Below are 25,906 nucleotides of genomic sequence, written 5' to 3' on the forward strand. Positions count from 1 at the left end.
CGGGCTTGGCGGTGGGACACACATCGTAGCGCGGTTTACGCGATGTGGCGATCCAACCCGGCAAGCAAATGCTCGACGCGCAGCAATTCGCCGAGCGACCACGCCTGCCACGGCGTGCCGGCGGGCGCGTGCGGCAAATCGCCGTCGGCGATTTCGGAAAGGTGATCGAGCCCCGCGTGATCGAGATGCGCGTACAGCGGATCGAGAAAACGCGTTCGAGCTTCGCGGCGCGTTTCGTCGGTGTTGCCGCGCACGCGCAGCCACGCTTCGACGAATGGACCGAGCAGCCACGGCCACGCCGTGCCCTGATGATAGGCGCCGTCGCGTTCGTAAGGGGAGCCGCTGTAGCGGCCGCGATAAGCCGGGTCCGACGGCGCGAGCGTGCGCAAGCCGAGCGGTGTCAGCAATTGCGCTTCGACCTGATCGACCACGGCGCGCGCCGCCGCGCCTTCGAGCAACGCGAACGGCAGCCCGCCGACCGCGAAAATCTGATTCGGACGAATCGCGCGGTCCACTGTGCCGCTGACATGATCCACGTCGATGTTATCGAAAAGCGCCTGTGTCGACGGGTCGACGAAACGCTCGCGGAACGCCTGCCATGCGCGGTCGGCCGGTTGTTGCCATTGCGCATTCCACGTTGCTGCAATGCGCAATGCGTTGATCCACAGCGCCTGCACTTCGACCGGCTTGCCGATGCGCGGCGTCACGACCCAATCGCCGACCTTCGCGTCCATCCACGTGAGCTGCATGCCTGCGACGCCCGCGCACAGCAAACCGTCTTCCGCCGATGCCTTGATGTTAAAGCGCGTGCCTTGCGTATAGCCGGCGAGGATCGCGTCGGCGGCGGCCTGGAGACGCGCCCTGGTTGCCGCGCCCGCGTGATCCGTCGACAGATAGTCGTGCACGGCGACGATGAACCACAGCGACGCATCGACGGAGTTGTATTCGGGCGTGTCGCCGTAATCAGGGAAACGATTGGGCAGCATGCCCTCGGACAACGTGCCCGCCCATTCGAGCAGGATCGCCTCGGCAGCATCCAGACGGCCCGATGCGATCAGCAAGCCGCGCATGGCGATGAACGTGTCGCGGCCCCAATCGGTGAACCAGGGGAAGCCCGCGAGTATCGTGCGGCCCTCGTTACGCTGCACGACGTAGGCGTCGGCGGAACGTTGCAGGCGCGAGCCTAATGCATCGCGGCGTTGTTGTTCGGTTTCGGCGAGGGTTTCTGCGTGGCGCGATGCGGTTACGTGTGTTTGTGTCGCATCCGATGCGCTGAGAATCATGACCGCTTGCTCATTCGCGAGATTGAAGCTGAATACGCCGGGCGTCGCGAGGTCTTCGCTGAAATCCAGCCCGCGCTCGCGCTCGCGAACGTAGCAGAAGTTGCGATACCAGTCCGGCGCGTGCGCGTAGCTGCCATTCGTCGCGGCATGAATGCGCGGCAGATCGCCGTAGGGTTGCCAGTTCACGTTGCGCGCGTCGTCGCTGATTTGCGCGCTGAAGTTGAACGCCGCGTTCTCGTGATGCAGAGCGTGATAGTCGCGGCCGGACAGCAACGGCCTGACCTTCAGCGTAAGCGCGCCTGTTGGCGTCGCCGCCTGCGTGCGTTCCCATTGCCAGCGCAATACCGTTTCGCAAGTCGCCTTGCTGACGAACACTTCGGCCGTGATGACGATCTGCGCATTGAACTCGAAGCGCCATGTCGGCCACGGCTCCGTGGCGAACTCGAGCAGATTCGCGCTCGCATCGGGATACAGCAGGTCGGGCACGTAGCGCTGCATGCTGAGCGGATAGCGCTCGCCGTCCGCTTCGAGCCAGGCTTCCACGCCGTTGACCAGCACCACGCGCCCGCCTGGCGCGCGCGTGGCCGTCAGCAGCAATGCGTGATAGCGGCGCGTGCGCTCGGTGCCCACGGTCCCCGACGCGAAGCCGCCGAAGCCGTCTGCCTCGAGCCATTCGTCTTCGAGCCGCGGCATGTCGAAAGGTCGTTCAATGCGTGTCATGGCGTGAGTGATCTTGCGATGGAAGGCATTAGCGTGTCCATTCTCCTACTTATCACTTTCCGGTTCCTTTCGAAGAACTCACAAACGCGAGTCATTTTTCCCACTCGCAAACGTTTCACAATTATTTCTTGAAAGGGTTGGAGACTGCATCCGCTTTCACAAAACCGGATGCCGACATGAGAAGAGACAAACGCCCCGTGAGTGCCCTTTTCGTTGCGCTCGCAACGTGTGCATTAACGGGTGCATTAACGTGTGCATTAAGCGGCTGCGGCGCGGATGACTCCGCATCGGCCAATGCGTCTTCTTCATCGAATGTTGATGCTTCGCTCGATGCGCCATCTTCCGCGGCATTGTCCGCAGCCGCTATTCCGAATGCATCGTCGTCGCTCGCCGCGAATCCCGCTCTCGCATCCGACGCCATCACGCAGAACGTGCAAGCCAGCCTCGCCGCCGACAGCCAGCAAGTCGCGCCCGTCATGCGTTATGCACCGGGCGACAGCGCGAACAGCAACTGACCGATTCCCCTGGCGCGCGTGGCGCGCTATTCTTCCCCCCGCAGAAGGTGATATTCCATGACATCAAATAGCCGTCGCCGTTTCCTGCAGACCGTGGCTTCGTCCGCCGGCGCTGCCGCTGCGCTTACCGCGCTGCCCGAGTCGATTCGCAATGCGTTGGCCGTTCCCGCGTTTTCGCGCACGGGCACGATTCACGATGTCGAGCACATCGTCGTGTTCATGCAGGAAAACCGTTCGTTCGACCACTACTTCGGCCATATGCGCGGCGTGCGCGGCTACAACGACCGCTTCCCGATTCCGCTGCCGAACGGCAAGCCGGTCTGGTATCAGCCGTCGAAGGCGGACCCCACGAAGCCTGTGCTGCCCTTCCATCTGGATACGTCGACCACAAGCGCGCAATGCGTGGGCGACCTCGATCATAGCTGGTACAAGACGCATGCCGCGATAGACGGCGGCCGCTACGACCAGTGGCCCGCGACCAAGACCGACATGACGATGGGCTATCACCTGCGCAGCGACATTCCGTTCCACTATGCGCTCGCCGATGCGTTCACGATCTGCGACGCGTATTTCTGCTCGATGCCGGGACCGACGCATCCGAACCGCTCGTATCTGATGAGCGGCACGGTCGACCCGACGGCCAAGTTCGGCGGACCGCTGCTCGACAACAACGACTGGGTCGACGGCGACGGCCCGCCGAACTATCAGTTGCTTTCGTGGACCACGTACCCCGAGCGCCTGCAAGCCGCCGGCATTTCGTGGCAGATCTATCAGCAGGGACTGACCGGCGCCGATCCGCTGAACGGCAACTACGGCACCAACATCCTGCAAAACTTCAGCAACTTCATCAACGCGCAGCCTGGCTCGCCGTTGTATGAGCGCGCCCAAACCGTGCGCACCATCGACGATCTGAAGGCCGACGTGCTCGCGAACAAGCTGCCGCAAGTGTCGTGGCTGTGCCCGCCCGCCGCGTACTCGGAGCATCCGAAATACACGCCGGCGTATGGCGCCGAATATACGTCGCAGATTCTGGATGCGTTGACGTCGAACCCCGAGGTGTGGAGCAAGACCGTGCTCTTCATCATGTACGACGAGAACGACGGCTTCTTCGATCACCTCGTGCCGCCGCAACCGGCGACGACGGCTGCGCAAGGAAAGTCGACAGTCAGCACGGAAGGCGAAATTCACAACGTGGTAAACCCGGGGCGCGGCGGCAGCTATACGGCCGACGGCCTGCCCTACGGCCTCGGCCCGCGCGTGCCGATGACGATCGTCTCGCCGTGGAGCAAGGGCGGCTTTGTGTGCTCGCAGGTGTTCGATCACACGTCGGTGATTCGCTTCATCGAAACGCGCTTTGGCGTGTATGAGCCGAACATCACCGCATGGCGTCGCGCGGTGTGCGGCGACCTGACGACAGCGTTCGATTTCCGCACGCCCGACTCGCGCATTCCGCCGCTGCCCGACACGAGCAACTACAAGACCATTGCCGACAACCAGTGCGCGACGCAGCCGAAACCGACCGTGCCCGCGACGCCCGGCTCAATCGATCCGCAGGAAAGCGGCATTCGTTTCGCGCGCGCCTTGCCGTATGAATTGCATGTGAACGGCCACGCGGACGCGAAGCAGAACGCGTTCGAAATTTCATTCGGCAATACCGGCGACCAGGGCGCGCATTTCTATGTGTACTCGACGAATCGCACGGACGGTCCGTGGCGTTACACCGTTGAAGCGGGCAAGTCGCTCAGCGAGTCGTTCGATCTGACATCGACGAACGGCGTCTACGCTTTTCAGGTGTTCGGTCCAAATGGTTTCGTGCGCAAATTCGCGGGCAATGTCGGGAGCAATGTCGGGAGCAATGCGCAGGCAGAGCAGCTTGCGGGTGGCCATCACAACGGCAAACCGGCGGAGCCTGAAGTGAAGGTGCAATACGACGTCGCGAACGGCAACGTGTTCCTCAGGTTCAGCAACAAGGGCGGCAGCTTTGCGCGTTTGACGGTGACGGATAACGCGTATGGCGCACGTCCGCGTCCGGTGATCGTGCCGCCAGGCGCGCATATCGAAGAGGCTTGGGTGCTGGCAGCGAGCCATCACTGGTATGACTTGACGATAACCAGCAACGACGACGACAGCTTCTCGCGCCGCGTTGCGGGTCACGTCGAAAATGGGCGGCCGAGTATTAGCGATCCGGCTGCGATTGCGCCGGTGTTGGTGGCAAGTTAAGGCGGGTTAGGTTGAGGCTGCGGTTGCGGTTGCGCGTGCGTGGTGTTGGCGCGTCTGGCCGCAGCCTCTGTTGATTGCAAGCAGAGTTCGCACGAAGCTGCTGTCATCACGCCCCCAACAACACCCCCGTCCGAAACGCCCGCGTCCCCGTCACACGCCCCAGCGGCGCGCCCGCCGTCACGAACCGAATCGCGCGACGCATGTAAAACACGCCTTCCGTATTGCTCGTCAACGTAGTGGTTTCGTCCGTCAGCGGATCGACGATATCGAACAACGGTTGACCAACGCGAATCGTCTCGCCGATCTTCGTGCGATGCACGAGAATGCCGCTCACGGGCGCATAGAACTGCTCGCTTCCGGCGAGCGGCGTCGCAGGAGTCAGCAACGGCGGCAGCGGCTTCGCTTCCAGCCGAATCGCCTTGCGCCACATGAGATAGTCGACGATCGCATCGGCGTCGTGCTGTGCCGCTTCGTATGAAACGTCGCGCTGGCCGCGGCATTCGACAGTCACCGCAATCGTGCCGGTAGGCACCGGCTTGTCGGCGGGCATGTGTTGCTGCAACTCCCACCACAGCAGGCTATGCGTTTCGTCGAACGCCTCGCCGCCTGAGTTCGTCGCCAGCAGCGACGCTTCTGCGCCAAGATAGCGCGCGAACGGTTCGACTTGAGGCCACGCCGCCTCGCTCGTGTAGAGATGCATCGCGGCCTCGAGCGAACAATGCAGATCGATCACGACGTCTGCATCGAACGAGAGCTTTAGCATCGCCAATTGCAATGACTCGAACTCGGTCAACGGCTTTTGCGCGGCGAGTTCGTCAGCAATCAGACGACGAACGATCCGCACGTTTTCGGCGGCGTCCGAACCTAGTGCTTCGCGCGCTTGCGCAACAAGTTTCGTCAGCCGCAGAAAATGCCGGTTGAAGTTCTTGCCGCTTGCAAGGTCGAAGCGTCCGATAAATTGTCCGAGTACGTACTGCCCCAGTCCGACGGGGTTAGCCACGGGCACGAGCACGATCTCGGCATTCAGCGCGCCCTGCTTTTCAAGTTCGATCAAACGACGCTTCAATAGAAGCGTGGTCAGCATCGCTGGCGTTTCGTCGGCATGCAGCGACGACTGGATATAAATCTTCTCGCCGCTGCCTGGCGCGCCGAAGTGAAACGATACGAGTTCGCGCTGGGTGCCGATTGCCGGCGAAATGAGCGGATGCGATTGCCTGTTCATGAGAGACGAGCGTGGAGTTAAAGAGCGGAACGCGCGGGCATCAATTGCCGTACGGGTCGAAGTCGAAGTACTTTTTCGCGATCTGCGCATAGGTGCCGTCTTTCAACATCGCGGCAATCGCGGCGTTCATCGACGCCTGCACTGCCGTCTCGTCCTTGCGCAAGCCGATGCCCGTGCCGCGATCGCCCATCGAAAGCGGTTCGCCGACAAACGCGAAGCCCTTGCCGGACGGCGTGCGCAGAAAGCCAAAGTCCGCTTCCACCGAGCCGAGCAGCGCGCCGTCGAGTCGTCCATTCTGCAAGTCGGCGAACACCTCGTCCTGGCTCTTGTACGCGACGACATGCGCGCCGAGCGGCGTCCAGTTCTTCAGCGCATAACCTTCGAACTGCGTGCCCGATTGCACGCCGATCTGTTTGCCCGAGAGCGCCTGCAAGCCCGCGGCGAGCGGCGAGCCTTGCCGCGCGATCAGCCGCGATTTGAATTGAAAGAGCTTCGACGTAAATAGAATCTGCTGCTCGCGTTTCTGCGTGATCGCCATCGACGAAAGAATCGCGTCGATCTTGCGTGCCTGCAGCGCGGGAATCATCCCCGAAAATTCGAGCTCGACCCATTGGCAACGCGCTTTAATGCGGCGGCAAATTTCATTGCCGAGGTCGACGTCGAAGCCTCTGAGGCTGCCGTCGGGCGATTTCGAATCCATCGGCGGATAGCTCGGGTCGATGCCGAGGCGCAGCGTGTCGGACCCGGCGGCAAACGCGCCGCTGCTGAGGGCCAGCGCGGCGCTTACGATCATCATCAGAGGCAGTTTCATGGGAGCGGAAGTTGTCGAAGTGGACGGAACACGGCGAGCCCATCGTATGCCGCTGCGCCGCTTCATAGAAGTCAGCTTCGGACTATCATGATCACTTTTGCCGATCACCGGCAGCGAACCACGGACGCTCCAATGGCGTTGACGATCTCCCAACTGCGCGCCTTCAAGGCCGTCGCCGAACATGGCAGCTTGCGCGCGGCCTCGCGTGCACTCGGCGTCGCGCAAAGCGGCATCACGCAGCAGTTACAGAACCTCGAATCGATGTTGGGCGCGACGCTTTTCATCCGAACGAATCGCGGCATCGCGCTGACCGCGCTCGGCCAGCGGCTGTTGCAGCGAGCGGGCGCGATTATCGGCGAATGCGAGCGCGCCGAGCAGGAGGTGCAGCAATTGCGCGGCGACTACGCGGGCGAGGTCACGTTCGGCATGACGACAGAACCGTTAGTCGATGCATTGGCGCCCGTGCTGATGCAGTTCCGCACGCGCTTCGAGCGAGTGGCGCTGCATCTGCGCACCGGCACATCGCGCATGATGATTTCGTGGATTCGTGAAGGCACGCTCGACTTCGCAGTCGCGCTGGTGTCGAAGCACACGGATACCGCTGATCTTTCCGTCGTGCCGCTTTATCGCTCCGATCCAGTGATCGTCTGCCGCAAGGGTCATCCGAAGGCGCAGGCTCGCTCGCTTGCCGAACTCGTCGATTGCACATGGATCGCCACGCGCTCGCCGAATCTCACCGACGATCCGCAAGTCAATCGGCTGAATCATCTGTTCGAAAGTCATGGTTTGCCGCCGCCGAAAATCGTCGCGACCGTCGAAGGTTTGTACGAGACGCTGCATCTCGTGGGCGCGACGGATTGCCTGTCGCTGGAGTCGTCGATTGTCGCAACACAGGGCGCGTTTGCCGGCGCGCTGACCACGATCGACGTCCGCGAGCGCGCGATCGAGCAAACCGTCTGCCTGTTGCAACGCGCCGCGATTCCGCTCACGCCCGCCGCGCAGGAACTCGCCACGATGATCGCGTCGTACACGCGCACCGTGCGGGCGCGTTGATGGCGGCGCTGCAAGCAGGCTTGCCGCGCTGCGACTAGAATCAAAGCCCCCTTCTTCGCGCGAACAACTTTCGAGGCGTCAGTAAAAAGAAAGGCGCGAGGCTATGTCGCAGACCATCAACAGGAGTTTTCCCACATGATGAATCGAGACAATCCCGTCTGGCTGATCACCGGCTGTTCGACCGGCTTTGGCCGCGAACTCGCGAAGCTGGTGCTCGAGCGCGGCTGGCGCGCCGTGGTCACGGCACGCGATGCATCGAAAGTAAAAGACATTGCCGAGCCGCACGGCGAGCGCGCGCTCGTTCTGCCGCTCGACGTGACGAACCGCGCGCAGATCGCGGAGGTCGTCGCACAGGCAAAGCAGCGCTTCGGCCACATCGACGCGCTCGTGAATAACGCCGGCTACGGCTATCTGGCGGCAATCGAAGAAGGCGAAGACGCGGAAGTGCGGGCGATGTTCGAGACCAACGTGTTCGGTCTCGTCGACATCACAAAGGCCGTGTTGCCGGTCATGCGCGAGCAGCGTAGCGGTCTGATCGTCAACGTATCGTCGATTGGCGGGCTCGCGAGTTTCGCGGCGACCGGCTATTACCACGCGACGAAATATGCGGTGGAGGGTCTGTCGGAAACGCTCGCCGCCGAGGTCAAGCCGCTCGGCATCGACGTGCTGATCGTGGAGCCCGGTCCGTTCCGCACGAATTGGGCCGGTGCGTCGATGAAGCAGTCGGCCACCGTCATCGACGACTACGCGGCCACCGCCGGCGAGCGGCGCAAGCAGACGGAAGCGCGCAGCGGCAACCAGGCGGGCGATCCGGTGCGCGCGGCGCAAGCGATTATCGACGCCGCGCTATCGGACAAGCCGCCTCTGCGTTTGCTGCTCGGCAAGACCGCGCTCGAACTCGCGCGCAAGAAGCTCGACTTCATGCGCGGCGATTTCGATGCGTGGGAAGCGACCACCGTGGGCGCCGATTACCCGGACGCCTAGAACTCGACGAGCGCGAAGTCTTCCTTGCCCACGTCGCACAGCGGGCAACGCCAGTCGGCGGGAACGTCGGCCCAGCGTGTGCCCGGCGCGATGCCCTCTTCGGGCAAGCCGGCGGCTTCGTCGTAAATCCAGCCGCAGATCACGCAGACCCACTGCTTGAAGTCGTCGGCGGAAGCGGGGTTGGCGGCGTTGGCGGCGTTGGTGGCATTCGCCGATGGCGAATCCGGCGCGCTTTGCTGCTGTGAAGCCGGCGTCTCGTCCAGGCTGACGACGAGCGGCGCCTCCGTGCTCGCGCCGCTTGCGCTGCTCGCTGCGAGGCGCGCCTGCAGGCTGTCGAGCAGGCGTTGCGCTTCGTCTTGCGTGAGGTCGATCCAGTACGGATCGCCTGCGCCGTCGTTGAGCCGTTCGGGGGAAAACTGGATCTCCAGCGCTACGCCCTTCTTGTACATGACGGCGTTACACGACCAGATTGAGCACGATGGCCGCGATAAGCGCAGTGCCGCCGATCAGGCCAAGCAATTGAAGCAGAGTGAGGGATTTGCGCGATGCGGTGGGGAGTTGTTGCGTGGTCACGAGACGGTCTTCGGAAATCGGAAAAAGCGAAATGGTACACGGGTCGCGCGGCGGCGCATGCCGATTTGCGCAAACCCGTGTGTGATCTTGGGCAAGCGGTGGCTCGCCTGATTGGCGAGCACTTGCCATTATCGCAGCGCGAACGCGCCGGATTATTTACGGCGCGGAGATGAACTCATTCGCGGGCAGGCGCAAAGCCGCCCGCGGTAGGCCGCCCCGCGCTTCCGCTCAGCTTTTCGCCAGCGGGCTGCCGTGACGCGCGTCCCAGAAGCGGATCACTTCGGTATCCCCGGTGCCCGCGCCGACCACCTGATCCGGCGAGCCGCATTCGCGCAGCAGCGCGCGCAGATCGTTGATAACGGGAAACACCTCGTGATTCCAGTCCGCGCCCTGCGAATCGTGCGCGCGCTGCTCTGCTTCGACGATTTCGCGGTCTTCCTTGAAGATGCGCTCGGTGAACCACACCAGCAGCGGCCACGCGAGATTCAGTGCGCCAGGAATGCCCGGCTTGCGAATCGACAGCAGCCCGAACGTGCGATTGGTGCGCTGCTCGCGATCGAGCGGCACATAGACGATCCACAGATCCATCACGAGTGTCTTCTCCGACGTGCGAATCTGCAGCGTCTGATACGGATACTCGGTGCGGATCGTCATCACGTCCTTGTCGTTGTCGCCGCCCGTTTTGCGGCTCTGGCCGAACACGATAGCCTCGCCGATCGGCTGCTGGCCGGCCATGCGCGCAAACGTATAGTCGACCTCGACCCAGCCTTCGCCGCGCCGCCGCCCGAGCGAGCGCGCGCGCATCTGTCCCATTTGCCGGCGATGCAAAAACTGATGGTTCATGTCCATCAGATTCTCGTGCATGAACGAGTAGTGGCAATTCACCGGACGGCCGAAGCGCCGCGTCTTGTACTTCTTGTCCGACACGGAGCCGAGCGTGGGCAGCGGACGAACCTCGGCCATTGCCGGGTCGCCGGGGAATACGAAGATCAGTCCTTCCACTTCGCGGCACGGATACGAGCGCACGCCGTTCGGCAAACGCTCGCGCCCGAGATAGGGCACGTCGATGCATTTGCCCGAGCAGTCGTAAGTCCAGCCGTGGTAACCGCAACGAATCGATTCGCCATCGACCACGCCCTGGTGCAACGGCACCTGCCGATGCGCGCAGCGGTCTTCGAGCGCGAACACCTTGCCGGACTCGGTGCGCGCGAGCACGATCGGATCGCCCGCGAACGTCACCCCATGCGTCTTGCCGCGCTTCACCTCATGTGACCACGCGAGCGGATACCAGTAGTCCGGGTGAATCCCGACGCGGCGCAGGTCGCGAACCGGCGCGTCGTTGGCGGCCTGGCCCTGTGTGGGAGCGGCTTTTGGCGATGCCGCATGCGTTGGCGACGCCTCGACGGTGTTTTGTTCGAGCGGGGGAACAGCATGCATAGTGTGGAGCCTCCGTGCACGTGCGGATAGAGTAGGAGACCGCGTGTGGCGGCCGTTATCGCCGTCAGTCTACTCGAACCGGGCGGAGCCTGGGGCGGGCGGGACATCGCGCCGCGCCCGGCGGCCGGGTGCTCGGGGGTGTCGCTACGCGTCGTCGCGGGCTATCAGGCCGGTGCGGCGCTGCACGCCCCACGAGCGTCCGCCGCGCAAAAAATGCAGCCAGCCGAGCGCCGCGCCCAGGTGCCGCAGCAACTGGAAAGTGAACGGCTCCGCGATTGCCGCGAGCATCGCCATCCCCATGCCGGCACGGCTGCGCGTGCCGGTCCAGCGTCGGTAAAGATGGATGCTCCACAGGTAAAAGGCGAGATCGATCGCCGTTTTGACGCCGATCACGCCGAAGATCGACGCGACGATCGCGCCGTGACCGCCCAGCAAAAAAGCGAGCAGCAATCCGAACGCCGTCAGGCCGTAGATCGGCTGCATCGTGTCGAGCGCCTTGACGGGCAGCATCAGCATGCCGAGCATTCCATAGCGCGGATTGCCGGTCATGTCGCGATTCCAGTACTGCGTTTGCAGGAAGCCCGCGAACCAGCGGCGGCGCTGGCGCAGGAAACTGGCGAGGTTGTCGGGCGCATCCGTGTGCGCATGCGCGTTGCCGATCACACGCACGTCCCAGCCGAGGCCGTGATCGACGGAATGACGGCGCAGCCGGTGAATCAGCTCGTAGTCTTCGACCAGACACTGCGGATCGAAACCGCCGACATCGAGCAGCGCCTCGCGTTTGAACGATGCGAACGCGCCCGACACGAGCAGCAGACTGTCGGCGCGCATCCACGCAAAACGCGCGATGAAATTGCGCATGTATTCGTAGGTCTGGAACCATTGCAGCACGCGGCCCGACGCCGATTTGCCGCACACCGGCACCAGAATGCCGGCCGCGGCGACGAGCTTCGCGTCGCTCGCAAAAGCGGCGCGCATCGCGTAGGTGGCGTCGTCGTCGAGAAGCGTGTCGGCGTCGACGGTCATCACGGTTTCCGTCGTCATCAACGTGATGGCGGCGTTGAGCGCGCGCGCCTTGCCGCCGTGCGGCATGCGCAGCCAGAAGAGGTTCGGATGCAGCGCGCTCGGTGCGCTCAGCGTGCCCTCGGCAGGCGCGGTGAGACCGAAGCGTTCGGTAAGGAGCGAGTGCGTTTGATCGGTCGAGCCGTCGTCGGCAATGACGATTTGAGCCGGGCCGTGCACCTGCCGCAGCAGCGCCGCGATCGTGACCGGCAGCACGGCCGCCTCGTTATGCGAGGCGACGATCACACCCATGTCCGGCAGAGTGCGCCGATCGTAATCGGGCTCGAGCGGCGGCACACGGCGCATCAACGGCAAGCTTTTCCAGGTGACGAACGCGAGCAGCAACGTGTCGTAGATCACGTAGGCGATACCCGTCGACCACGCAACCACGCCGTGCAGAAAGAATGCACGCGCAAACAACAGCAGCCATGCAGCGACGACGGCCGTATGAATCAGCGTGCTCAACCACGTCGTGCCGCGCGGCACGATGCGGGGCGATGCAAGCGCGAACGCCTGTTCCAGGGTCTTTTTCAAAATTGCTAAGCGTCGATGATTGCTGCCGTTTCAGAAAATGAGCGATGCGGTTCTCACGGCACCATGCGCTTCAGAACCGATTTACGATCGATCCACTCGTGCTTCAGCGCGCCGCCGATATGCATGGCGAGCAGCGCGTACAGCGCATAGCCGAGCCACGTATGCAATGCGCCGAAGCGGTCATGCAGCGTCTCCTTCAACGCCGGCTCGAGGTTCATCACGTAGCCGATGCGCGGCCAGGGAAACAGATCGAAGAGCCGCATGGGATGCGTGGCCGCGTCCTTCCATGCCGAGTCGTGCAGCCAGCCCGAGAGCGGCAGCGCGATCATCAGGAAATAGAGAACGAAGTGCGCGGCATGCGCGGCCACTTTTTCCCACGACGGAAACTCGCGCGGCAACGGCGGCGGCTTGTGCGATACGCGCCACAAGATCCGCATTAGCGCGAGGCCGAGTACCGTGATGCCGATCGACTTGTGCGTATTGATCACCGGACGCACCCAGTCGTCGGGCAGCGAGTCCGCGCTCAAGGCCAGCACCACGTTGCCGATGATCAGCAACGCGATGAGCCAGTGCAGCGCGATTGCCGTGCGCGTGTATCGCGGGGCTGCCGAAGCGTGGGTCGGGTTGGCCAGACGTTGAGTGTGCGTGTTCATGAGTGATGTGATCGGCGAGAGAATCGTTGCAATGTCTTTGTAATGGCGCGTTCAGCGTGTTCAGCGGCTTAAGCGACGCACCATTCACGGACAAGAACTGCTGAGTGTGCCGTTTTATTCCATGACGTGCTTAATGATGTGTTTCGGTTTATTTCACGTCGGCAGGCCTCGGCGAGTTTGCGCTAGACCCGAGAACTTCGTGGCGCAAGAAAAATATCTCTGTGGCGTGCAACCCGCGATAGGCCAATTCAATTGGCATCGGCGGAAATCGCATCCTCTAATAAAAGCCCTGTGTTTGGCTGCATTCGCCTATCGACCGTCGCTTAACCGGAGACATCAATGTCGCAACCCGAGCCAAATGTGGAAGAAGTGGTGAGAAGCATCGCGGAAGAGACCGATACGCCGACCGAGACGGTCTCGAAGATGTACGCGGACACGTTGGCCGACTATCGCCATCAAGCCAAGGTGCAGGATTACGTGCCGCTCTTCGCGGCCAGGAAAGTGCGCGACCAGCTTCGCGACGCGTCACATCGCAAGCATTGAATATCGCGGCGCGTGTGTCATGCGATTCGTCGGTTGATTTAGCCTGATACATGCGGCGATATACGCCGCGATACCCGCGCCATTGCACGTAAAACACCGCTTATTTTTTCCCGCTGCTAGACTGAACTCCGTTCAACCGACCGGGGGATTGGCATGCGTGTGGCAATCGTTGGCGCGGGAATCGCCGGGCTGAGCACGGCATGGTCCCTCACCAAACTGGGGCATGACGTCACGCTGATCGAGCAGGGTTCGATCCCGAATCCGCTCGCCGCATCGGGCGACCGGCATCGCATGATTCGCCGGGCATATGGCGAAGCCGACGGCTATGCGCAAGCCATCGCCGAAGCGTTCGATAGTTGGGACATGCTATGGGACGATCTCGGCGTTTCGCACAATGCAAATTGCGGCGTGCTCGGTATTTCGCAGTTTGCCGGCGATGGCGCCGAGCGGTTCCGCATCGGTCTTGACCGCATGGGCTTCGAGTACGAACGGCTCGATCCGCGCGAGGCCGCCGAGCGTTACCCGTTTCTCGATGCCGCTACGTTTCGCTACGCCTACTTTGATCGCGACGGCGGCACGCTTTTCAGCGAGCGCATTGCGCATGATCTGAAAGCATGGCTCCGCATGCGCGGCGTCGACATTCGCATGCACACGAAGGCCGTGGCGATCGATCCGCAGAACGCGAGCGTGCGCATCGAAAGCGGCGCGACGGTTCACGCGGACCGGCTCGTGGTGACGGCCGGCGCCTGGACGCTGCGGCTCTTTCCGTCGCTCGCCGAGAACCTCTCGATCTATCGCAACGCCGTTGCTTATCTGACGCCGCCCGCCGATCTCGACGATGCGTGGTCGAACGCGCCGGCAATCGTCGACATTGGCGGTTCGAGCGACGGCTATGTATTGCCGCCCAGCGACGGTATTGGTCTGAAGTTCGGTGCGCGTGCATTCAAACGGGCGGTGCCGGATGCAGAAACCGACCGCATCGCCGGGCCCGACGAAGGCGACCGTTTGCGACGGCTCTTTGCGCCGCCGCTTAGCCGCATCGACGAATATACGGTCACGGAGGTGAAGACCTGCGCGTACACGTTCACCGCGGATGAGCGGTTCTTTTCGAAGCGCATCGGCAAGACGCTCGTGGTGTCGGCGTGCTCGGGGCACGGCTACAAATTCGGCGCGGCCGTGGGCCAGCGAGTCGCGCATGCGCTCGAAACCGATGACGACGCGACGCTCGTTCAGTGGCTCAGAGCGGAAACGGTGTGAGGACGTTGTGAGCGACGGCGCTTGATGTTGCGCTGAGTGAGTGCATGGTTCCAAATTCTGCGCATGCGCTGGAGCTAACAATCGCGGCCCGATTTTCTTATGCTGACGGTTTGCGTCGATATAACAAAGGAGCCGCGCATGTCCGACACGATTCAGATCCGCCCCGTCAAACACGACGATTTCAATGCATGGCTGCCGCTATGGGACGCGTATAACGCGTTTTACGGCCGCTCCGGCGAGACCGCATTGCCGCGTGAAATCACGCAACTTACGTGGGGCCGCTTTTTCGATGCATACGAGCCGATGCATGCGATGGTTGCGGAACGCAATGGGCAGTTGGTCGGCATCGTGCACTTTCTGTATCACCGGCACACGACGCTCGCGGGACCGATTTGTTATTTGCAGGATCTGTATACGTTGGAATCCGAGCGCGGCAAAGGCGTGGGGCGCGCGTTGATCGAGGCAGTGTATGCGCGCGCGAAAGCAGACGGTTCGCAGCGCGTGTATTGGCAAACGCACGAGACGAATCACACGGCGATGAAGTTGTACGACGCGGTGGCGGATAAGTCGGGGTTTGTGGTTTATCGGAAGCAGGTGTGAGCAACGCCCCGCTGCTTTAGACATTCACGCGGCTCGCCCCAAAACAAAAAGCGCACCACCCAGTGCGCTTTTCATCCCCGCAATTACGGCCTCACATCACCGCCCACCTAACCCGCCCTCAAGCCTCCAACTGCTCGAGCACCTTGCCCTTGGTTTCAATCCCGAGAAAATGCACGGCCACCGCCGCAAGAAACGGCACAGCCGCGAGAATATAAAACGCGATCTGCAAATTACCGCCGATCATCGTCTTCGACACAATCGCCGGCGCGAAAATCGCCGCGACTTTCAGCCATGCGCCGCCGACGCCGCAACCCATCGCGCGGATGCTCGTCGGGTACAGTTCCGGCGTGTACACATAAGCGGTGATGAAGCCGCACGCGAGAAAGCCGAGCGACAACGCACAGCACGTCGCCACCACATACACCGACGAATCGTGCAACACGCCCGCCATCAGCAGCGAAACTGCGCACGCCAGAAACGACAGATTAATGATCGGCTTACGCCCCACCTTGTCCACCAGCAGCGCGCAAGTCAGCGACCCCACCACGCCCAGCACCGAAGCCGCCACCGCAAGGTTCAACGCCAGTTGCAACGGCGCGTGATAGATCGTGCGATAGATGGTCGGCAGCCACGTCGACAGACCATACTGAATGAAGCCGCAGGTGATCCACAGCATCGCAACGGCCAGCGTTCGCTTCAAATACGCCGGACCAAACAGATCGCCCATGCGGCGCTTCGGATGACGATTCGCCATTGCTTCAAATTCGGCCGAATGCACGACCGGCGGCAACGGACCCTTCGCGGCGCGTTCAAATGCATGGACTGCTGCATCGGCATCGGCCATGCGTTCGCGTTCGGCGAGCCAGCGCGGCGACTCGGGCACGAGCTTGCGCAACACGAAGAACAGAATCAACGGCATGCCGCCGATAAAATACATTGCCTGCCAGCCGAAACGCGGCACGATCCACGCGCCGAGCGCATTTGAAGCCAGCAGCCCAACCGGAAAAACAATTTCATACAACAGCACGAAACGGCCGCGCCCATGCGCACGGCTAATCTCGTTGATGTAAGTCGCGGCAACCGGCAATTCGCCGCCGAGTCCCAGGCCCTGAATCACGCGCAGCACGACAAATGCCGCGAACGTCGGCGCAAATCCGCACGCAATGCTCGTGACACCGATAATCCCCGAGCTCAGCGCAATCGCTCGAACGCGCCCATGACGCTCGGCATACCACGGGAACACAAACGCACCGATCAGTTGCCCGACCGACCCCGAGCCGATCAGAAAGCCGATTTCCCACGGCGTCAGATGCCACTTCGCGATCAGCACCGGCAGCGTGGCCGCAATCGCGATCACGTCGAAGCCGTCGAAGAACGTGGCGAGCCCGATCAGAATCCGCGCGCGCACCTGCATCGCGTTCTTCGGCAGTCGCTCGAGCCGCGCGATGATCGAGCCTCTCGTGACAGGGCCCGAAACGCCTGCGGCGCTGCGGTCTCCAATGGTGTTGTCGATGGTTCTCATGCCGTGGTGCCGTCCGTAGATGTGGTTAGGCAAGCGCCGTTGAGGCGTCGGTCAGTGTGGCAAGGTCGATGGTCCGGCCTTGATTCATCCACTTGCGCGAGAGCTTCAGTTCGCGCGGAGTGTTGATGGCGATCACGCCGCGAATCGCGCCGTCTTCCAGATGAAAAAGCGTCGCGCGCTTGCCCGGCAAATCGCCGCGTATCGCGAGCTGCGCATCGGCGGGAATGTCGCCGAGAATCTGCAGATTGACGTCGTATTGATCGGACCAGAACCACGGAATGTCCGCGTATGGTTCAAACTTGCCGAGCAGCGCCTTGGCCGCGCCAATCGCCTGGTTCTGCGCATTGGCCCACGATTCGAGGCGCACGCGCCGCTTCAGCCACGCGCTCGGATGATTCGCCACGTCGCCGCAAGCGAAGATGCGCGGGTCGTCGGTCGCGCCGAAATGATCGACCACGATGCCGTCCTCGACCTTCACGCCCGCCGCTTCGGCCAACGCCGTGTGCGGCGTAAGACCGATGCCGGCGACCGCGAAATCGGCGTCCAAAGTCGAGCCGTCGGCGAAGGTTGCACGAATGCGATTCACGTCGTTCGGATGATCTTCGAGCTTCGTGAGCGCGGCTTTGAGGCGCACGTCCACACCGTTCGCACGATGCAGGTCGAGCAGGAAGTCGGAGACCATCGGCGGCAATGAACGGGCGCATAGACGCGGCGCGCCTTCCACCACGGTTGCATCAACGCCGAGCTTGCGCGCCGTCGCCGCCACTTCGAGACCGATCCAGCCGCCGCCCACCACGAGCACACGCTTGCTCGCGCGCAGCCGTTCGCCGAGCAAAACGGCTTCGTCAAGCGTGCGCAGATAAGTCACGTGCGAGGTCTTCACCAGCGCATCCGGCAAGCGACGCGCCGCGCCGCCCGTCGCGATCACGAGGCGGTCGTATTGCACTTCACGTCCCGCTTGCGTGCGAACAACACGCTTCTCGCGATCAATCGACGTCGCGCAATCCGGCTGCCACGCTTCGATCTTCAGCGCGTCGAAATCGTCGGGCTTCACGAGACGCACGGTGTCGATAGTCGCTTCGCCGGAAAGCACGGCCTTGGAAAGCGGCGGACGTTCGTAGGGCAAATGCACTTCGTCGGCGATCATCACGAGGCGGCCGTCGTAGCCTTCCTTGCGCAGCGTCTTCACGACCCAGCCCGCCGCCTGGCCGCCGCCGATCACGACAATCGTGCGCGGCACTTCAAGCTCGGCGTGCGCGGCTCGCGCTTTTTCAGTAGCAGCGTCAGTCATTTTTGCGCTCCGTCATGAACTTTCCTTCCGGCGCCTTCGCGTTTTTCTGCCGACGCGTATTGCCGTCGATGCCGCCGTCGATCGCCCATTCGGCGAACACGGTCGGGCCCGGTTCGAAATCGCGCGGCTGCCATTCGGGCGTGAGCTGGTCTTCGTCGGCGTAGTACTCGATCAGGCCGCCGGCGGGATTCTGGAAGTACCAGAAGTACGCCGACGAAACCGGATGACGTCCCGGCCCGAGTTGCGTATCCCAACCGCAGCGGCTGATGTGCATGCCGCCGCCGAACACTTCATGGATGTCGCGAACGGTGAACGCGACGTGATTCAGACCGCGCTTGCCGTTCGGCAACGCGAGCAGAAAAATGTCGTGATGGCCGCCGTGCGGCGCGCAGCGCATGAATGCACCGCGGCCCGGATAACGGTCCGACATTTCGAAGCCGAGCAGTTCCTGGTAGAACTTTTCCTGTTCGGCCAGCCTGTTCGTGAAGAACACGACATGACCCACTTCGACGGGTTCGGCGCGCTCGTAAATCGGCGACGGCTGATCCACGCGCAGCGTTTGGCCCCACACGTTCGAAGGCGAGCCGTGAATATCGAGCGCACGTTTGCGCGTCACTTCAACGCGAATCGCCATGCCGTTGGGATCAATGCAACCGACTGCATCTTCGGTTTCGAAATGGCCCGGCTGACTCGCAAAGCGTCCGCGCAATTCGTCGAGTTCAGCTTTAGTCGCAACGCCCCACGTGACTTCGCGCAGCGTCGGACCTTCTTCGAATGCGGGCGGCAGCGACGGATCGTTGGCATCGACGGCGAGAACCGTGCAGCCGTTGAGCGTTTCGAAGCGCGCATGCGTTTCGTCGTGCGCGACTTCCTTCAAGCCCCAGTCCGCGAAAAAGCGTCGACAGGTAGCAAGATCCGTCACGCCGTAGATAATCTGTTCAATGCCGAGAATCGTCATAACCTGCCTCTTGCGTATCGTGTGTCTTCAGTCAGCCCACGCCAGCGGCGCGTCGTTCAAGCCCCAGTAGAGGCTCTTCTGCTGCATGTATTCGCGGATGCCGAGCCGGCCTTTCTCGCGTCCCATGCCGCTCTCTTTCCAGCCGCTAAATGGCGTCGAGATCGAGAACAGCTTGTAGGTGTTGATCCAGATCGTGCCGGCTTCCAGCGCGCGGGCGATCCGGTAAGCACGCTTGTAATCGCGCGTCCAGATGCCGGCGGCGAGGCCGAACACACTGTTGTTGGCTTCTTTGAGCAACGACGCTTCGTCGTCGAACGGCATCGCGACCAGCACAGGGCCGAAGATTTCTTCCTGGCAGATGCGTGCGTCGTTGGTCAGGCCTTCGAGAATCGTCGGCTGAAAATAGGTGCCTTGTTCGCGACCATCGCCGACCGGACGCTCGCCGCCGCACAGCAGGCGTCCACCTTCTTCAAGACCGAGCGCGACATAACGCTCGACCGTTTCGCGATGCGCCTGCGTGATCAGCGGACCCATCTGCGTTTCCACGCGCGACGGATCGCCGACGCGCAACTTGCGCGCGCCTTCTACCAGACGCTTCATGAACGCATCATAGATAGAGCGCTGCACGAACAAACGCGAGCCCGCGATGCACGCTTCGCCCGACGAGCTGAAAATGCCGTACAGCACGCCGTTCACCGCGTGATCGAGATCGGCGTCGTCGAAAACAATGGTCGGCGATTTGCCGCCGAGTTCAAGCGAAACCGGCATCAGCTTGTCCGCTGCAATGCGCGCGATGCCTCGGCCTACTTCGGTGCCGCCGGTGAACGACACTTTCTTCACGAGCGGATGACGCACGAGCACGTCGCCGATCACCGAGCCCTTGCCCGGCAACACGCTGATCACGCCCTTCGGCACGCCCGCTTCCTCGCAGATGCGCGCGAGCGCCAGCGACGTCAAAGGCGTCACTTCCGCGGGCTTCAACACGACGGCGTTGCCGCCGGCCAATGCGGGCGCGAGCTTTTGCGCGTCGGATGCAATCGGCGAATTCCACGGCGTAATTGCAGCGATCACGCCGATGGGTTCATACACGCTCATCGTCAGATAATCGCCGCGCGAAGGCGTGACTTCTTCGTCGAGCGTTTCGAGGCACGCCGCGAAATAGCGGAACGTGTTGGCCGCGCTTGCCACGAGCACGCGCGTCTCACCAATCGGCTTGCCGTTGTCGCGACGCTGCAATTGCGCAAGCGCTTCGTGACGCGTCATGATCAGATCGGCGATGCGATACAGAATCAGCGCGCGTTGATGCGGCTTCAAACCGGACCAGTCCGCGCGACGCCATGCGATATCCGCGGCTTCCACGGCTTCGCGGGCGTCGTCGGCGTTCGCCGTGGAGATTTCCATGTTGACCGACTGGTCCGCCGGATACAGGCTTTTATACGGGTTGCCGCGCCCTTGCCGCCATTCGCCGCCGATAAAAATGTCGCCGGTCGGCACAAGGCTGGTATCGAAGTGAGTCATGTCGGTCATTCCGGTTTGCTTCAGCTATTCAACTATTCGGCCAAGGTCTCAAATCACGCAGCGCGCCGCGCGATTGCGTAACGCGCGAATCGCGCTGTACGCGGTCAACGCAGATGTTTTCGGGTTGTCGGGCAACGGCTTGCCGCACATTTCCAGCGACATCTCGCCGAACGCGCCGCGCGCGAGAATCCGATGTACGTTGCGCGTCACATTCGGATCGGCGATCAGGCGAACGGTCGTGTGATCGAGGCCGAGGCCAGCGAGCGCAATCGTCGCGGCCACGTTGGCGTTCTTCGGATAGAGACGCGCCGCTTCGCGCGCGCTGCCTTCGAAGATCACCTGCTCGACTTTCAACGCGTTCAGATCGCAGACCTGTTCCGCGGGCGTGCCGAGCCAGCCGGTCGGCGGCTTGCGGCCCGTGTACAACACTTCGTCGAGGCCGCCGAGCTTCGCCGCGGCCAATGCATCCACGCCGCCGATTGCGCCCGAGAGCAACGTCAGCGTTGCGTCGCCTTCGTCGGCTGCTGCGGACAACGCATCGAGCAACGTCATATCGGATAACGCACCGATCGACGCGACCGCGCAATCCGTGCCGGCCTTCAGCAGCGGCACAACGTGATCGACCAGTGCGCTGTGTCCCGCGCATTCCAACGCGAAATGCGGGCGGCTGCTCAATGCGGACACTGAAGCCACTACGTCCACCGTCGAGCCGACCACTTCGCGCACCGAAGCCATATGACGCTCCGGCACGATCACGTGCGACACGCGCACCGTCGGGTCAGCGGCGACCGAGCGGTACACCGCCTGGCCGATCGCGCCGAAGCCGATCATCGCGACGTCGACGGGAGCGTGGTGCCCCGCGTAGCCCGCATCACGCATGTTCCGGCTCCTCTTTCTTGACCGGCGGCCCGGCGAACGCGGTGGCGAACGAGCCGACCGACAGCATGTCCACCTCGACCAATACCGGACCGGTCTTCGCCATGCCTTCGCGAATGATCGCGTCGGCTTCATCGAGCGATTTGATGCGGTAGTGCGTGAGCTTCAGGCTTTCGCAGAACTGCGCGAAGTCCGGCTGATGCAGATCGACATAGCAGCGGCGGCCGCCGTATTGCGCGTCCTGAATGTTGCGGATCACGCCGTAGCATTGATCGTTCATCAACACGATCATCACGTTGGCGTTTTCCTGCACGGCCGTCGCGAGTTCGCCGACGTTGACCATCAGGCCGCCATCGCCGACGAGGCACACGGTTTTTGCAGCGCTACCTGCAAGCGCCGCGCCGATGCCCATCTGCATCCCCTGGCCGATGCCGCCGCCGAGCGCATGCACGCCCGCGCGCGGCGAGAAAATCTTCAGCATGCGGTTGCCCCACGTGCTGTTCGAGATCGTGACGTCGCGCACCCAGTTGTAGTCGCGGCCCACGGCTGACTGCAATGCGTCGACGAGACGCTTGTACGGACCAAGGCCCTTGCCTACATCGGCGACTGCGCTTTCGCGCGCCGCGGCCAGATCCGGTCCGAATGAAGGATCGACCTTCACGCGTCCTTCGAGCAGCGTCGCGAGTTCTTCGAGCACCGCCGATGCATCGCCGTGAACGAACATCTCGTTGCGATAGCCGCGGTTATCGGCGAGCGCGTCGGCGTCGATGCGATACAGCGGTTGCGGCAATGCGAGCTTGTACTTGAGCGTTTCATTGCCGCGCAGACGCGAACCGACGACAACCAGTGCATCGCACGTCTTATAGAAACTTTCGACGGCCGAATGCACGTTGAACGCACCCAGCGTCGCGGGATGATCTTCCGGCAACACGCCGCGACCCTGCACGCTCGTCACGACGCCGAAACCAAGCGCGACCAGACGCTCGACCGCGTGAGTCGCATGACGCGCGCCGCCGCCGAGCCACAACAGCGGACGCTTCGCCTTCGCGAGTTGCTCGGCGAGTTGCGCGACGCGCTCGCTGCAATGCGTGAGCGTGGTGATATGCGGCGCGGCCATGTCGGCAGGCCATTCGATTGCGGCGGCCTGAATGTCGATGGGAATCTCGACGCTCACCGGACCGCTCGGCGCGGTTTGCGCAACGCGCACGGCTTCGCGGATGGTCGGCAACGCGGTCTCCACCGAACGCACGCGATACGCGGCCTTCGAGATGGACTGGAGCATCGACAGTTGATCCGGCGCTTCGTGGATGTACGCGAGATCGCGGTCGAGATATTCGGTTTCGATCTGACCGGTCACATGCAGCAGCGCGGTGCCTGCGGTCAGTGCTTCGACCATCGCGCCCGCTGCATTGCCCGCCGCCGTGCCCGTGCTCGTGAACGCCACACCGAGTCCGCCCGACACGCGCGCAAGACCGTCGGCCATATTCACAGCGCCCGCTTCGCCGCGCGCGCCGACATAGCGAATCTTGCCGCGGTTGTGGATCGCGTCGAGGATCGGCATGTTGTGGATCGAGATCACGCCGAACGCGGTTTTTACGCCGCACTGCTCGAGAAAAGCGGCGATCAGTTCGCCAACGGTGGTTGTGTTAGACATGTCGTGCAACGCCTCCAGAAACATCGATGTGACTGCCCGTCGTATAGGACGACAGCGTCGTAGCCAGATAAAAGAGCGCTTGAGCGGCTTCTTCGGGTTTGCCGAAGCGGCCTAGCGGAATGTTTTTCTTGCGCGCGAGTTCGGCGGTCCAGTCGTCCCAGCTCTGGCCCGGCTGCGCTTCTTTCGCATAGCGTCGGCGCCATTGCCCCGACTCGACGATGCCGATCAGAATCGAATTGACGCGCACACGCTGCGGCGCGAGTTCCACCGCGAGCGACTTGATGAGGTTCTGCACGCCCGCACGCGCCGACGAAGTCGCGACCATATGCGGCTCCGGCTGCAGCGCGAGCAGCGAATTCACGCAGACCACGGCCGCGTTGCCCGCGCCGCCGTTGGCTGCATCGCGCAGCATCGGCAGAAAGGCGCGCGTGGGGCGAATCACGCTGAAGTATTTGAGGTCGAGTTCTTCGCGCCATGCTTCGTCGCTTGTATCGGCGAAGGTCGACACGCGGCCCTGGCCCGCGTTGTTGATCAGCATGTCAGTGCGGCCGAAGCGTGCTTGCACCGCTTGTGCAAACGCGTTGACGTCGTCGGCGTTCAGCACGTCGCAGCGGCGAGCGAGCAATCGCGCGGCGGGAAACTGCGCGTTCAATGCGGCCTCGGCTTGCGCGAGACGTTCGGTATCGCGGCCGCAGATGGCAACCGAAGCGCCCGCTTTCAGGAACAGTTCGGCGCACGCGAGGCCGATGCCGGACGAGCCGCCCGTCACCACCGCTACTTGCCCGCTGAGATCGATTTGAATCATTTGAGTCCCAATGCCTTCATGTATTTGCTGCCCGCATTCGAACCGTTGCCCGGCCGGTAATTGAGCCGCTGCGAAAGCTCGTCGGCTGCGCGGCGCACTTTGTCCACGAGGCCGCTGTCCAGCAGCGACGCGTCGATCTCCTGGCGCGGAATCGTCGTCGTGATCACGGCGACGATGCGCCCCGTGTCATTGCGCACCGGCGCGCTGACAACCGAAATGCCGCGCTCGAACGACGACTCGCTGATCGCGAAACCGCGGCGCGCGTCGTCGCAAATCCGTTCGTACAGGTCGTCTACCGTCGCGGGCGTCTGTCGGGTGAAACGTTCAAGTTCCGGCTCGGGATAAAGCTTTTTCAGTTCGTCCAGCGTCATGTCGCCCATCAGGACCTGACCGTGCGTCGTTGCATATGCGGGCAGGCGCGTGCCGACGTTGACCTTCACCGAACTGAAAATCGGCGCGTGGCTCTGCGCCTTTGCGACGAAAACGACATCGCGTCCATCGCGAATCACAATGTGCGCGGTGAGACCCGTTTCGTCGCGCAAGGCTTCGATGATCGGCAAGCCGAGGTCGGTCAATTCAAGCGAGCTCAGATATTCGAAGCCGAGGCGCAACACGGCGACGCCGAGTCGATAGTTACGGTCTTTATCCGCGCGTTCGAGAAAGCCGAGCGATTCCAGCGTTTGCAGCAAGCGGAAAACTGTCGTGCGAGGAATCTTCAGGCGTCGCGACAATTCCGGCGCGCCGAGAACCGGCTCGCGCGGTGAGAATTCGGTGAGGATCTTCAAACCGCGTTCCAGACCGGGCACGCGGTAACTGCTATCGCTGTTGCTATCGCTGCTGTCGTTGCGGTCTTCGTCCGCGTCGCGCTCGTTGAGGGTGTCGGGCGTCATTCATTGGCTCCGTTGTCCGGCGCTTACGCGGCAGAACGTGTCGATGATCGCGGTGTACGCGGCGCTTGCTTCGATATAGCCGGCGTGCCCCGCGCGTGGCACGACTTGCAGTTGGGTATCCGCGGCGAGCGCGAGTCGCTCGCAGGCCGCGGGAGTCGTAATGGTGTCGTCCGCGCCGACCGCGATGTGCAGCCGGCCGTTATAGCGGCCCTTCAAGTGCGCGAGGTCGCTGGCGAGGTCCGCGTTGGCGAGCAGATGCGTGGCCTGCGCGTAGCCGTGCGGAATCACACGCGACATGTTCCAGCGCACCCATGCACGCGCTTCGTCGCTTGCATGCGCGGACAACATATTGGCGCTGCGTTTTTCCGCGAGACCTTGCGGGCCGAGTTCGTTGAGCATCGCGAGCCGTTGATCGCGCTTCGTCTCGCGCACTTCCGCGGAAGCCGCGCCGTAGCCGCCGGCCGGCGACAACAGCAGCAGACCCGCTACACGCTGCGGATGCATCGCGGCAAACGAACCGGCGATGATCGCGCCGAGCGAATGACCAACCAGCACGCAACGTTCGATGCCGAGCTTTTCCAGCCATTCATAAAGCACGTTTGCGTAATCTGTGGCTGTGGGAGAAGCGGCGGCAACCGGCGTCGATTCGCCATAACCGGGCGCGTCCCACGCCAGCACGCGACGGCTCGCGCTCAATGCCTCGAACTGCTGCACCCACGAAGCCGCGCCCGAGCCGATACCGTGCAACAACACGAGCGGCAATGCATCGCTCGTCTCGCATGCTTCGCGATAACTCAGCACGCGCTGCGATGCCAGCTCGACTTGCCGCGCAGGAAAGCGCGCAACGCGTGCTTCGAGCGTGGCGTGTGAAGCTGCGGCGGTAGCGGACGGGACTGCGGACATGATTTCCTTCGCGGGTGTTTTG

At 62.7% G+C, this 25,906-nt stretch carries 23 protein-coding genes; 7 read left to right on the forward strand and 16 right to left on the reverse strand.

Annotated elements, in window-relative coordinates:
* Positions 1–35: 35 nt before the first annotated feature.
* The gene (locus C8K18_RS07190; protein WP_107707083.1) at positions 36–2,003 is read right to left on the reverse strand and encodes an amylo-alpha-1,6-glucosidase; all 1,968 of its coding nucleotides are present in this window, start codon (positions 2,001–2,003) and stop codon (positions 36–38) included.
* A gap of 350 nt (positions 2,004–2,353) precedes the next feature.
* Here C8K18_RS07190 and C8K18_RS33625 point away from each other — a divergent pair, with 350 nt between their 5' ends.
* Positions 2,354–2,518, forward strand: coding sequence for a hypothetical protein (locus C8K18_RS33625; RefSeq protein WP_258196074.1), 165 nt, complete (start codon positions 2,354–2,356; stop codon positions 2,516–2,518).
* Positions 2,519–2,575: 57 nt separating this feature from the next.
* Positions 2,576–4,738: a phosphocholine-specific phospholipase C gene (locus tag C8K18_RS07200; RefSeq protein ID WP_107707085.1), complete on the forward strand. Its 2,163-nt coding sequence runs from the start codon at positions 2,576–2,578 to the stop codon at positions 4,736–4,738.
* 106 nt (positions 4,739–4,844) lie between these two features.
* Here C8K18_RS07200 and C8K18_RS07205 read toward each other — a convergent pair whose 3' ends face one another.
* Entirely contained in the window at positions 4,845–5,960 is a 1,116-nt protein-coding gene (locus C8K18_RS07205; protein WP_107707086.1) for a succinylglutamate desuccinylase/aspartoacylase family protein, read from the reverse strand.
* Between the two features lie 40 nt (positions 5,961–6,000).
* On the reverse strand, positions 6,001–6,771 hold the full coding sequence (locus C8K18_RS07210; RefSeq protein ID WP_107707087.1) for a transporter substrate-binding domain-containing protein: 771 nt from the start codon (positions 6,769–6,771) through the stop codon (positions 6,001–6,003).
* Positions 6,772–6,903: 132 nt separating this feature from the next.
* On the opposite strand from C8K18_RS07210, the gene C8K18_RS07215 reads away from it, so the two are divergent.
* Together C8K18_RS07215 and C8K18_RS07220 are read left to right on the forward strand one after the other, a co-directional pair.
* The gene (locus C8K18_RS07215) at positions 6,904–7,824 is read left to right on the forward strand and encodes a LysR substrate-binding domain-containing protein (RefSeq protein WP_107707088.1); all 921 of its coding nucleotides are present in this window, start codon (positions 6,904–6,906) and stop codon (positions 7,822–7,824) included.
* Positions 7,825–7,959: 135 nt separating this feature from the next.
* On the forward strand, positions 7,960–8,808 hold the full coding sequence (locus C8K18_RS07220; protein ID WP_107707089.1) for an oxidoreductase: 849 nt from the start codon (positions 7,960–7,962) through the stop codon (positions 8,806–8,808).
* Here C8K18_RS07220 and C8K18_RS34040 read toward each other — a convergent pair.
* The 4 genes from C8K18_RS34040 to C8K18_RS07245 all read right to left on the reverse strand — a co-directional run bounded on the left by C8K18_RS34040 (position 8,805) and on the right by C8K18_RS07245 (position 13,067).
* Positions 8,805–9,257: a rubredoxin gene (locus C8K18_RS34040; RefSeq protein WP_107707090.1), complete on the reverse strand. Its 453-nt coding sequence runs from the start codon at positions 9,255–9,257 to the stop codon at positions 8,805–8,807. The two genes, C8K18_RS07220 and C8K18_RS34040, sit on opposite strands and share 4 nt — an antisense overlap.
* Before the next feature lie 352 nt (positions 9,258–9,609).
* Positions 9,610–10,818: an aromatic ring-hydroxylating dioxygenase subunit alpha gene (locus C8K18_RS07235; protein WP_107707091.1), complete on the reverse strand. Its 1,209-nt coding sequence runs from the start codon at positions 10,816–10,818 to the stop codon at positions 9,610–9,612.
* A 144-nt stretch (positions 10,819–10,962) separates the two neighbouring features.
* Complete coding sequence (locus tag C8K18_RS07240) at positions 10,963–12,414, reverse strand: glycosyltransferase family 2 protein (RefSeq protein WP_107707092.1); 1,452 nt, start codon at positions 12,412–12,414, stop codon at positions 10,963–10,965.
* 53 nt (positions 12,415–12,467) lie between these two features.
* Entirely contained in the window at positions 12,468–13,067 is a 600-nt protein-coding gene (locus C8K18_RS07245; protein ID WP_107707093.1) for a cytochrome b, read from the reverse strand.
* A 339-nt stretch (positions 13,068–13,406) separates the two neighbouring features.
* On the opposite strand from C8K18_RS07245, the gene C8K18_RS07250 reads away from it, so the two are divergent.
* From C8K18_RS07250 to C8K18_RS07260, 3 genes are all read left to right on the forward strand, one after another.
* Positions 13,407–13,610 carry a DUF3562 domain-containing protein gene (locus C8K18_RS07250; protein WP_029967210.1) on the forward strand — a complete coding sequence of 68 codons (204 nt, stop codon included), beginning with the start codon at positions 13,407–13,409 and terminating at the stop codon, positions 13,608–13,610.
* 153 nt (positions 13,611–13,763) lie between these two features.
* On the forward strand, positions 13,764–14,867 hold the full coding sequence (locus tag C8K18_RS07255; RefSeq protein ID WP_107707094.1) for an FAD-binding oxidoreductase: 1,104 nt from the start codon (positions 13,764–13,766) through the stop codon (positions 14,865–14,867).
* A gap of 138 nt (positions 14,868–15,005) precedes the next feature.
* Positions 15,006–15,467: a GNAT family N-acetyltransferase gene (locus tag C8K18_RS07260; RefSeq protein ID WP_107707095.1), complete on the forward strand. Its 462-nt coding sequence runs from the start codon at positions 15,006–15,008 to the stop codon at positions 15,465–15,467.
* A gap of 118 nt (positions 15,468–15,585) precedes the next feature.
* Here the strand turns inward: C8K18_RS07260 and C8K18_RS07265 are convergent, their stop codons facing one another.
* The 9 genes from C8K18_RS07265 to C8K18_RS07305 are packed head-to-tail and all read right to left on the reverse strand — an operon-like array spanning position 15,586 to position 25,884.
* Positions 15,586–16,989 carry an MFS transporter gene (locus C8K18_RS07265; RefSeq protein ID WP_006047368.1) on the reverse strand — a complete coding sequence of 468 codons (1,404 nt, stop codon included), beginning with the start codon at positions 16,987–16,989 and terminating at the stop codon, positions 15,586–15,588.
* Between the two features lie 25 nt (positions 16,990–17,014).
* A complete protein-coding gene (locus tag C8K18_RS07270; protein WP_107707096.1) occupies positions 17,015–18,280 on the reverse strand; it encodes an NAD(P)/FAD-dependent oxidoreductase in 1,266 nt (421 codons plus the stop codon).
* Complete coding sequence (locus C8K18_RS07275) at positions 18,273–19,238, reverse strand: VOC family protein (protein ID WP_107707097.1); 966 nt, start codon at positions 19,236–19,238, stop codon at positions 18,273–18,275. The genes C8K18_RS07270 and C8K18_RS07275 overlap by 8 nt, the downstream gene beginning before the upstream one ends.
* A gap of 27 nt (positions 19,239–19,265) precedes the next feature.
* Positions 19,266–20,756, reverse strand: coding sequence for an aldehyde dehydrogenase (locus tag C8K18_RS07280; RefSeq protein ID WP_107707151.1), 1,491 nt, complete (start codon positions 20,754–20,756; stop codon positions 19,266–19,268).
* A 48-nt stretch (positions 20,757–20,804) separates the two neighbouring features.
* A complete protein-coding gene (locus C8K18_RS07285) occupies positions 20,805–21,635 on the reverse strand; it encodes an aspartate dehydrogenase (protein ID WP_053859788.1) in 831 nt (276 codons plus the stop codon).
* Positions 21,628–23,286 (reverse strand): thiamine pyrophosphate-binding protein, encoded by a 1,659-nt coding sequence (locus C8K18_RS07290; protein WP_107707098.1) that lies wholly within the window; start codon positions 23,284–23,286, stop codon positions 21,628–21,630. The genes C8K18_RS07285 and C8K18_RS07290 overlap by 8 nt, the downstream gene beginning before the upstream one ends.
* Positions 23,279–24,091: an SDR family oxidoreductase gene (locus C8K18_RS07295; protein ID WP_006047374.1), complete on the reverse strand. Its 813-nt coding sequence runs from the start codon at positions 24,089–24,091 to the stop codon at positions 23,279–23,281. Before C8K18_RS07295 ends, C8K18_RS07290 begins: the two co-directional genes overlap by 8 nt.
* The gene (locus C8K18_RS07300) at positions 24,088–24,981 is read right to left on the reverse strand and encodes an IclR family transcriptional regulator (protein WP_107707099.1); all 894 of its coding nucleotides are present in this window, start codon (positions 24,979–24,981) and stop codon (positions 24,088–24,090) included. The genes C8K18_RS07295 and C8K18_RS07300 overlap by 4 nt, the downstream gene beginning before the upstream one ends.
* On the reverse strand, positions 24,982–25,884 hold the full coding sequence (locus C8K18_RS07305; protein WP_107707100.1) for an alpha/beta fold hydrolase: 903 nt from the start codon (positions 25,882–25,884) through the stop codon (positions 24,982–24,984).
* Between the last annotated feature and the right edge of the window lie 22 nt (positions 25,885–25,906).

This window comes from Paraburkholderia sp. GV068 (assembly GCF_003058125.1).
GTDB classification, from domain to species: Bacteria; Pseudomonadota; Gammaproteobacteria; order Burkholderiales; family Burkholderiaceae; genus Paraburkholderia; species Paraburkholderia graminis.